The organism is Flavobacterium taihuense, from assembly GCF_019351435.1.
GTDB classification, from domain to species: domain Bacteria; phylum Bacteroidota; class Bacteroidia; order Flavobacteriales; family Flavobacteriaceae; genus Flavobacterium; species Flavobacterium taihuense.
Window position 1 is genome coordinate 94875 of sequence record NZ_JAHWYN010000017.1, and the last position, 9665, is coordinate 104539.

A 9665-nucleotide genomic window follows, 5' to 3' on the forward strand; every position below is an offset into this window, starting at 1 on the left:
GATGGCAGTGAAGCTCTTTTTTGGAGAGTTTTTTTTAAAAACTCTCCAAAAAAAGCGAGAACATACAGCACGACCCGTAGGGGCACGCCCAGATTGCAGATTACAGTCTTGAAATTGCATATATCGGATGCCATTGTCTTCTGCTCACTTTCTTCTGCCTTCTGTTTATCACCTACCAAACTTGCAAAAACACAATTATTAATCTGCAATCACAGCCAATTCTTGTAATAATTCAAAAAAGTGAACTTAATATTAAGATTCTAATTATATTGAATGCAAACCTCAAAATTAATTAATTTTATACGTATTTATACGTAATTATTACTTATTTTTGTCTTCGTACAGTGTACATTTGATCCTATCAAGACTACTTTATAAATAAAGACATACCTAATGCAAAATACAGAAATCAAAACTACGTGTTCCTATTGTGGAGTAGGATGCGGAATTATTGTAAAAAATGATTCTAAAAATGGAGTGACGGTTGCCGGCGACAAAGACCATCCCGTAAACAAAGGAATGCTTTGTTCTAAAGGGATGAACCTGCATTATGTGGTCAATGATACTTCGGATAGAATACTATATCCCGAAATGAGATGGAGTAAATCGCATCCGAAGGAAAGAGTAAGTTGGGACAACGCTCTGGATCGTGCAGCTGCTGTTTTTTCCTCCATTATAAAAAAACACGGACCGGACAGCGTTGGATTTTATATTTCAGGACAATGTTTGACCGAAGAATATTACTTGGTTAACAAATTAGTAAAAGGATTTTTGAAGACCAACAACATCGACACCAACTCCAGACTTTGCATGAGTTCGGCAGTGGCGGGTTACAAAAAAACCTTTGGCGAAGACTCCGTACCTATTGCGTATGCCGATATAGAGCTTGCCGACACTTTCTTGATAACAGGTGCAAACCCCGCTTTTTGCCATCCGATTCTTTTCAGACGAATTGAACAACACAAAGAGAAAAACCCAAAAACAAAAATCATTGTTATTGATCCAAGGCGCACCGACTCGGCTATGGCAGCCGATTTACATTTGCAAATACTACCGGGAACGGACATTGTTTTATACCACGCCATAGGAAAACGTTTGATCGAAAAAGGATATGTGGATTCGGATTTTGTGAAAAACCATACTGAAAATTATCAGCTTTACAAAGAGATGGTCTGCAACAGTTCTTTTGAAAAAGCGTCTAAATTATGTGGTGTTTCGGTAAGCGACATTCATTTGGCCGCCGAAATTATTGGCAAAGCCAAAGGATTTATCTCGATGTGGGCCATGGGATTGAACCAAAGCGCCATTGGTGTTGACAAAAACACTGCCTTACTGAACCTTTCTTTGGTAACGGGTCAAATAGGGAAACCGGGTTCTGGACCTTTTTCATTGACTGGACAGCCCAACGCTATGGGTGGTCGTGAAGTAGGCGGCATGGCCAATTTACTGGCCGTTCACAAAGAACTGAACAATCCCCAACACCGCAAGGAAGTTGCCGATTTTTGGGGAGTGGAATCCATTTCGGAAAAACCGGGATTGACCGCAACCGAAATGTTTGATGCCTTAGAATCGGGAAAAATGAAAGCCATTTGGATTATTTGTACCAATCCGCTAGTGAGTTTACCCGATGCTCGAAGAGTTGAAAAAGCATTAGCAAATGCTAAATTTGTAGTAGTTCAAGACATCTCCCACAATGCTGATACTGCTAAATTTGCTGATTTACTTTTGCCCGCAGCAGGATGGCTAGAAAAAGAAGGGACGATGACTAACTCGGAGCGTCGTATTTCGTATTTACCAAAAGGAATTAACGCTCCAGGTGAAGCTTTGTCTGATGTGGAAATCTTACTAAACTTTGCCAAAAAAATGAAATTCTCCGGCTTTAATTTCAACAACACCGAAGCCGTTTACAAAGAATACTGCCTGATGACCAAGGGCACCAATATTGATGTTTCCTATTTAAATTATTCCCGACTTAAAAACGAAGGTACTTTTCAGTGGCCGGTTCCGGATTATGGCCATCCTGGAACGCCAAGATTATTTGCCGACAAAAAATTCTTTACACCATCGCAAAAAGCGATTTTTAATATCCCGACAAGTATCGAAAACACATCGGCACTGCCTTCGGTTCAATATCCATTTATATTGACTACGGGACGAATTCGCGATCAATGGCATACGATGACCAAAACGGGTAAAGTGTCCCGATTAATGACGCACACCCCTAGCCCAGTTCTCGAAATCAACCCAATAGATGCCTACAAGTCCGAGATAAAAAATGGCGACATTGTTGTGATAAGCAGCAAAAATGGTGAAGTTCGGGTGAAAGCCAAAGTAACAGATACCATCAAAGAAGGCGTTTTGTTTTTGCCGATGCACTGGGGGAAACAATTGGACAACGATTTGAACAGAACCAACAATCTGACCAACACGATTGTCGATCCTATATCCAAAGAACCTGATTTTAAATACACCACGGTCTCGGTAACAAAATATATAAAACCGTTTCAAAAAATAGCTGTAGTTGGCGCCGGAGCTGCTGCTTTCCGTTTTATTCAAAATTACAGGGAAATTAATACTACCGATGAAATCATCGTTTTCTCCAATGAGGAAAACCCATTTTACAACCGCGTTCTGTTACCAGAATATGTGACTGGAGAATTTACTTGGGAAAGCCTTTTGAAAATAAAAAGCGATGGTTTGAGCCAATTGAATATCACGATGAAATCGGGTGTGGCCATCGAAAACGTAAATACTACAGACAAAACGATAACCGACTGCAAAGGCATCGTTCATCAATTTGATATGTTGATTATGGCAACCGGAAGCCGCCCTTTCATTCCCGAAAATGCCCAGTTGCATCTTCCTGGACGTTTTACCATCCGAAAGAAAAATGATGCCGACAGACTTAAAAACTATTTGGACGAAACCAATTTACCCTCCGAAGAGCAACACGTAGTGATTGTGGGTGGTGGACTATTGGGACTGGAACTGGCTGCTGCCCTTAAACATAAAAAAGTAAAAATAACGATTATACAAAGAGCTTCCCGATTGATGGAGCGCCAATTGGACAGAATCTCGAGTAAATTATTGGCCGAAGAAGTACAGCAAAGAGACATTCAAATCTATTTTGATAACGAGGTCAGCACCGTATTTGAAACCGATAATGCAAACGAATTAGAAATAGCCCTAAAAAGTGGTCGAATCATTACCGCCAATGCCATTGTTTACACCATTGGAACCATCCCAAACATAGAATTAGCAAAGGAAACCGGGCTGGCTTGCGGTCGTGGCGTAAAAGTCAATCAGTATTTACAAACCTCCCATCCCGATGTATTTGCCATAGGCGAAATAGCCGAATTCAACAATATGTTATTCGGAATCACCTCTGCCGCCGAAGAACAAGCCGATGTTTTGGCTAACTTTATTGCCGGTGATATCAGCAGTTTTTACAAAGGATCAGTGTTGATGAATATCCTGAAATTAGAAGACATCAATCTGTGTTCTATTGGTCAAATTGAAGTTCCTGAAAATGATGATTCCTACGAAGAAATTGTTTTTGCCGACTTAGGGAAACGCTATTATAAAAAATGCATCGTCAAGAACGATTTACTCATAGGCGCCATACTGATGGGAGACAAAAATGAGTTTGCCGAATTTAAAACGATGATCGAAAGCAAAATCGAATTGGCTGACAAACGAAATACTTTACTAAGAGGAAGCGGCGCCGAAGCAAAGCCGGTACTGGGGAAACTCGTTTGTTCCTGCAGTCAGGTAGGAAGCGGCAACATCGAAGATTGCATCAAAAGCGGTGTTACCAATTTTACCGAATTGTGCAAAACCACCGGAGCAGGACTCGGCTGTGGCAGCTGCAAAACCGAAGTGAAGGAGCTATTGGCGAAGGTGAAATAGATTGCAGAATTCAGAAGGCAGGTTGCAGGAGGCAGATTTTAGATAGCAGAATTCAGATTGGAGGTTTAGATTGCAGATTTGAGATAGTAGAATTCAGAAGGCAGGTTGCAGATTTTAGATTGCAGATTTTAGAATAGAGAAGTGAATACTCATAATTTATAATTCAAAAGAAAATGGAATTAACAAGACTCATAGTAAAAGGTGGAGTATTATCTCCGGGAGAATTACGAGAAATTGTAAATATGGGACTCGAGCAAGGTCTTGACGCTATCTCTTTTGGTTCCAGACAAGACATTATATTCCCAAAAGGATTCAAAAATAACACACCCGAAAAAATCGGAAAACACCATTTTGTTTTACCCAACGAAAAAAGCGGTAACAACATCGTTTCTTCGTATGTTTCCACCGATATTTTTAGAAATACCCCTTGGCTTACCGGAAATAAATTTCTGTATATTTTAGAACAATTCAAGGAACAACCCCAATTAAAAGTCAACATAACCGATCCCAAACAGCAACTAGTTCCTTTATTCACGGGACATATCAACTTTATAGCTTCGCACCACGAAGATTATTGGTTCCTGTATGTGCGCTTGCCAAAGTGGGACAAAATGGAACTTTTCCCAGTATTGATCTACAGTTGGGACATCGGCAAAGTGTATTATGAAATCGAAAAAATACTCCAGGAAGAACCCGATTCTACCGAAATGATTTTCCAACTCATCAGTGATTTGGACACCAACAACAGAACCATCGACCAACCGCTGAACATACCGTTCTACCCGTTTCCGTATTACGAAGGCATGAACAGACTCGGAATCGACCAATACTGGCTTGGGCTCTACTGGCGTAACAACCTGTACGATCTGGAATTCTTAAAAGAAATGTGCGATTTGTGTTTTGATTGCAAGATCGGAAAAATATGTATCACCCCCTGGAAATCTTTCATTGTCAAAGGAATCCCAAAAGAGCGCAAACTCGACTGGGAAAAATTCCTGGGCAAAAAAGGAATCAACGTGCGCCACTCTCTTTTGGAACTCAACTGGCACTTACCCGTAGCGACAGAATGGGCCTTGAACCTCAAAACCTTTTTAGTGCGAACCCTCGACCAGTTCGACATCAGCACCTATGGTCTCACCTTCGGGCTATCCGACTACAATCGGGACGGTCATTATTTCACCTCGGTGGTCATCGAAAAAAACGAAGCGCCAAAAGACCTCGAATCCATCAAAATCCGAGACACTTTCAACGTTTTGTATGCCAAAAATTTTGATCCCAACACCAAGGAATATATCGTACATGCACAAGATGTGGATAAACTCGAATTACCCAATATCCTCATCGAATTGAGTAAAAAATACTTCGAAGAACTCGGCAACAGCGTACTCGAATTCCAAAACACAGCTGCCAAAAAAGAAACCAAAGCGCAAGACATCCACCAATGTCAAGAATGCCTAACAGTCTATAATTCTGATTACGGAGACATCATTCAGGGCATCGAAAAAGGCACACTTTTCCAGAATCTTCCTGAAGATTACTGCTGTTCGTTATGCGAAGCGCCCAAAAGCAGTTTTATTCCATTGACAGAAACCACAGTATAAACCTACCATTTAGTTTCTCAAAGTAGATTTACTTCGTCATTTCGATAAAGTTCATTTGGGCGAGTCACCATCCCGATAAAAAGGGCAATTCACTTTGTGTTGATCCCCCTTTTTATCGGGATGCTGTCACGTCATCCGTGCTACTTCGGTAGCTAGCAACAAATGATATTCACTGAACTTATATGAAAATATAGTATTGTGAAATAATCACTGACGCAGATGTAAAGCAAGAAATTCTATGGAAAAACAGTCAATACCAATCAACTATGCAAAAAAAGAAAATGCTCTTAAGAGTCTGTTTTTTAAATGCACCCCTTTCCATACATTATCCATACACTATCCATACACTATCTATGCTTTATCTATGCTCCTTTATTACCCCTATACAATATCACTGTTAATTACCCTTTTTACTTAGAGGTTTATAGTTTTATACATGTGTATTCGTTTTTGGTGATGTAGTAGATTAATTAATATTCCAAAACAAAAAAGAGACTTGATAGTCTCTTTTTTGAATTAATATAACTTTTATAAAAGTTTATTTTGCATTTAGATTTTCGAAATATGAATAAGAATTATTTATTTATTAATTTTTCAAGTCTTGCCATCATTTCATCTTTCTCCTTCAACATCCTTTCATACAAAGCAATCTTTTCTTCGTGAAGTTTCTTTAACTCTTCGATAGAATTGAATTTGAATGTAGAATTAGGATTTCCAACACAAGCATTATCTCCAAAAGTATTCGAAATAATATTTATTGCTTGCTCCTCATCAAAATTCTGAAACGCTTCAACGGGAATTTTTAATGCATCTGAGATTTGATTAAGTATATCGTCTTCAATTACATCTTTTTGCTCTAGCATAGAAATTTTCTTTTGATTCCAGTCATTTCCCAGATCAAAAGCCAATGCCTCCTGTTTGATTCCAAGCATTTCTCTGAAGCGTTTTACGTTTCTTCCCTGATGTATTTTCTGTTCCATAATGAGTATCAATTTTCTGAAGGCTCAAAGATAAAGCCATTTGGATTAAAAATTCTGAATTTCAAAGATAAAAAAATATCCTGCAGAATATCCATTTTATAAGATATTATATCCAAATTCCAAATAGACTGCCTTCTTTTAAGAACGGAACTTCGCTGGTGAATATTAAATATTCCCACCATGAAAAAGAATAAAACATCCTTTCCGACTATTTTTTGGGCGGCGTATGAGGCAGTAAATCCATTTGAAGCTGTTTAAGTATTTTTTGACTTTGCGCATCTTGATTACTATACACAGATTTTAAGTGAAGTAGTAATTTACAGCCATAAGTGAGAAATTTACAAACAGAATAACCCCTCCGAATTTTTTGTTTTCTATACGGCAGTCAGCACTTTTATCAAAATCTGTTATAACTTGAAAGTGAAAAGCAAAAAATGCAAAGTGAAAGGGTCAGCTGATTATGTGTCAATACTTCATCTTGCTTCCCTCACTAAGGAAGAATGCGGGAATCCTTTTCTTGTATTTCAAGAGGCATTTGCTGAGAGAATTCCAGCAGAATTTGAATTCTTCCTTTGTGAAATCCTACAACTTTCATTACCTCCCTACACAGGAGAATCTGAAATTCATTTGCCATTTTTTTTGAACGATTAGAAAAAGGCAAAGGTTGGTTTGAATAACTAAAAATGCTTTAATGAAAAAATTAGAATCTAAAACGGCTTCCCGCTAGCAGCTACAACGTCAGGCGCAGCATTTAATGACCGAAAAAACGAATAACCTACTATTTCATACTGGAATAGTTTTCCTTTTTCTGATAATGGCAAAAAAGCAAATTACCTTCCTTTAGCCCCGGTTGAAGTGAAAATCCTTTTGAGTCTCGTCTTTTTTGGACGAGACTCAAAAGATTACTTCACTATACTTTTATTTTCATAGGAGTTCAGTGACCTTCGTTTGCAACGGAAAACGGGACGATATTGCCAAAAAGGACTAATCTTTCTGCTCCAAAACAATAATTGAACTTCTTTTTTAAAACAGCTCTGCTAATTACTTTGATTGTAAAATAGTATTGCGGAGATCATTCCTCACCTTCCACAACTCACTATTCATTAAAATTAAAAAATATGCAATCTTTTCCTTATCTTTATCATTCAATTATACGCCTTTACATTAACTATAAGCCATTTTATGAACTGGAAAGCCAAACTTATCAAACGCGGTGGCGAAAGCCGCATCGCAATATATTTCGAAAAAAACCAAGATTGGATTGATCGTATCAAAGAACTGGAAGGTTCCCGATGGAGTCAAACATTAGGAGTTTGGCACTTGCCTGACACCTTAGAAAACCGAATGTTATTTCGAATTATCGAAACACCTATCAAACTTCCTTCGGCTGAGGGAATCGCACATATAGAAAAATTCAAATGCTGGCTATTGTCCCGCCGTTACAGTGATAGCACTATAGCAACGTATTCCGAAGCTTTAAGATATTTTCTAACCTTTTACAACGAAAAAGCAGTTGCAGAAATCAACAATGATGATGTTATTCGATACAATAACGAGTATATTTTAAACAATAAATTATCTGGCTCCTTTCAAAATCAGATTGTCAACGCCATAAAACTTTTTTTTTCAACCGTGAGAGATACCAAAATAGAGTTAGACAAAATTCACCGTCCCAAAAGAGAAAAATTACTACCTAACGTTTTAAGTAAAGAGGAAGTCAAAATAATACTGAATGCACACAGCAACCTCAAACACAAAACGATGCTAAGTTTAATTTATGCCTGCGGATTACGTCGAAGCGAACTCTTACATTTAAAACCTGCAGATATAGACTCCAAAAGAGGAGTCGTAGTTATTAGGCAAGGTAAAGGAAAGAAAGATAGGATTGCTCCGCTATCAGATAAAATTTTAGTCATGCTTCGAGACTATTATGTAGCCCACAAACCCACAACCTATTTATTTGAAGGGAAATTTAATGGCGAGCCATACTCAGAATACAGCTTACAAAGTGTTCTGAAACAGGCCTTACAAAAAGTAGGAATAACTAAACCTGTAACACTGCATTGGCTACGACACAGTTTTGCCACACACTTACTGGAAAGCGGAACTGATTTACGTTATATACAAGAACTATTAGGGCATAACAGTAGTAAAACAACAGAAATCTACACACATGTTAGTACGAAAAGTATTCAACAAATAAAAAGTCCCTTTGATGATTTGTAAGTATTAATGTGTATATTTGATTTTGAAAAAAGTGTGTATATCATCACACATATGCCCCCGTTTTTGGGTGGATATGTGTGACTCCATCACACATATATACTAGTTATACGGCATTTAACATCTTTGTCGCTAAAATCGACTCGTAATAGTTAACGGAAGAAATTGAATTTTTTGATGAGTATTAGAAAAGATACTAATAATAAATAATTGTTTTTCTTAACATTAGAAAATCTTTAGTTAGAATTATAAACTAAGACCAAAACAAAGTTACAAATGAAATATTTACTACTCTTTTTTATTTTAATTTCATGCACAAAGAAACCAAATGTTGAATATCAGGAAAAAATTGGTGTTGTAACTTATAATATCAAGGATACTACAAGTACAATAATTATTGGTCATTGTGATATAACTGAATGTCTTGATGCAGAAAAACATTCAGGAAATTTATATTACCCAGAAAAGATTTTTCAAGATATTAAAAAATATTCACTACAAAAAGGTGAAGCCTTTATTCCAAACTCACATGATTTATATTTAAAAGGTGAAGAAAACTTAACAATAAAATTGTTTGATTCAATATTGAGTCCCAAAATGGCAAATAAATATATTGTGACAGGTAAAGTCATAGGATTTAAAGGTTATGGAACTTATTTTAAAATTTACACATACAAAAAATTAGCCGATAAATAAACGCCGTATAACAGCCACTACAACGGATTTGGGCAATAGGCTTAATGGAAAGATGGTTTTGTATTTGGTATGATTTGGCAAATCCGAAGAATGGTCTTAATTTAGTCCCAAACCCGCTGTAGTGCCAAGACGTTGTAGGGCATAACTTTGAAAATCAGAACTTAAAAAACAAACTTCCAATACTAAATACAAATATTCACAATTACAAAAATGGATTTAGAAAAATTTTTCTCATCTGAATTGATTCTTGAAAACG

The 9665-nt window shown here is 37.3% G+C and carries 6 protein-coding genes; 5 read left to right on the top strand and 1 reads right to left on the bottom strand.

Annotation, left to right across the window (positions count from 1 at the left end):
• Positions 1 to 393 precede the first annotated feature (393 nt).
• Both KZH69_RS16580 and KZH69_RS16585 read left to right on the top strand, forming a co-directional pair.
• Complete coding sequence (locus KZH69_RS16580) at positions 394 to 3909, top strand: nitrate reductase (protein WP_219318593.1); 3516 nt, start codon at positions 394 to 396, stop codon at positions 3907 to 3909.
• Between the two features lie 173 nt (positions 3910 to 4082).
• Entirely contained in the window at positions 4083 to 5510 is a 1428-nt protein-coding gene (locus tag KZH69_RS16585; protein ID WP_219318594.1) for a rubredoxin, read from the top strand.
• Between the two features lie 575 nt (positions 5511 to 6085).
• Here the strand turns inward: KZH69_RS16585 and KZH69_RS16590 are convergent.
• Positions 6086 to 6490, bottom strand: a complete 405-nt coding sequence (locus tag KZH69_RS16590; protein ID WP_219318595.1) for a helix-turn-helix domain-containing protein — start codon at positions 6488 to 6490, stop codon at positions 6086 to 6088.
• Between the two features lie 414 nt (positions 6491 to 6904).
• Between KZH69_RS16590 and KZH69_RS16595 the strand changes: the two genes are divergently transcribed.
• The 3 genes from KZH69_RS16595 (at position 6905) to KZH69_RS16605 (ending at position 9409) form a co-directional block, all read left to right on the top strand.
• Positions 6905 to 7141 (top strand): hypothetical protein, encoded by a 237-nt coding sequence (locus tag KZH69_RS16595; protein ID WP_219318596.1) that lies wholly within the window; start codon positions 6905 to 6907, stop codon positions 7139 to 7141.
• Positions 7142 to 7672: 531 nt separating this feature from the next.
• The gene (gene xerA, locus KZH69_RS16600) at positions 7673 to 8716 is read left to right on the top strand and encodes a site-specific tyrosine recombinase/integron integrase (RefSeq protein WP_219318597.1); all 1044 of its coding nucleotides are present in this window, start codon (positions 7673 to 7675) and stop codon (positions 8714 to 8716) included.
• Between the two features lie 273 nt (positions 8717 to 8989).
• Complete coding sequence (locus KZH69_RS16605) at positions 8990 to 9409, top strand: hypothetical protein (protein ID WP_219318598.1); 420 nt, start codon at positions 8990 to 8992, stop codon at positions 9407 to 9409.
• Positions 9410 to 9665: the final 256 nt, after the last annotated feature.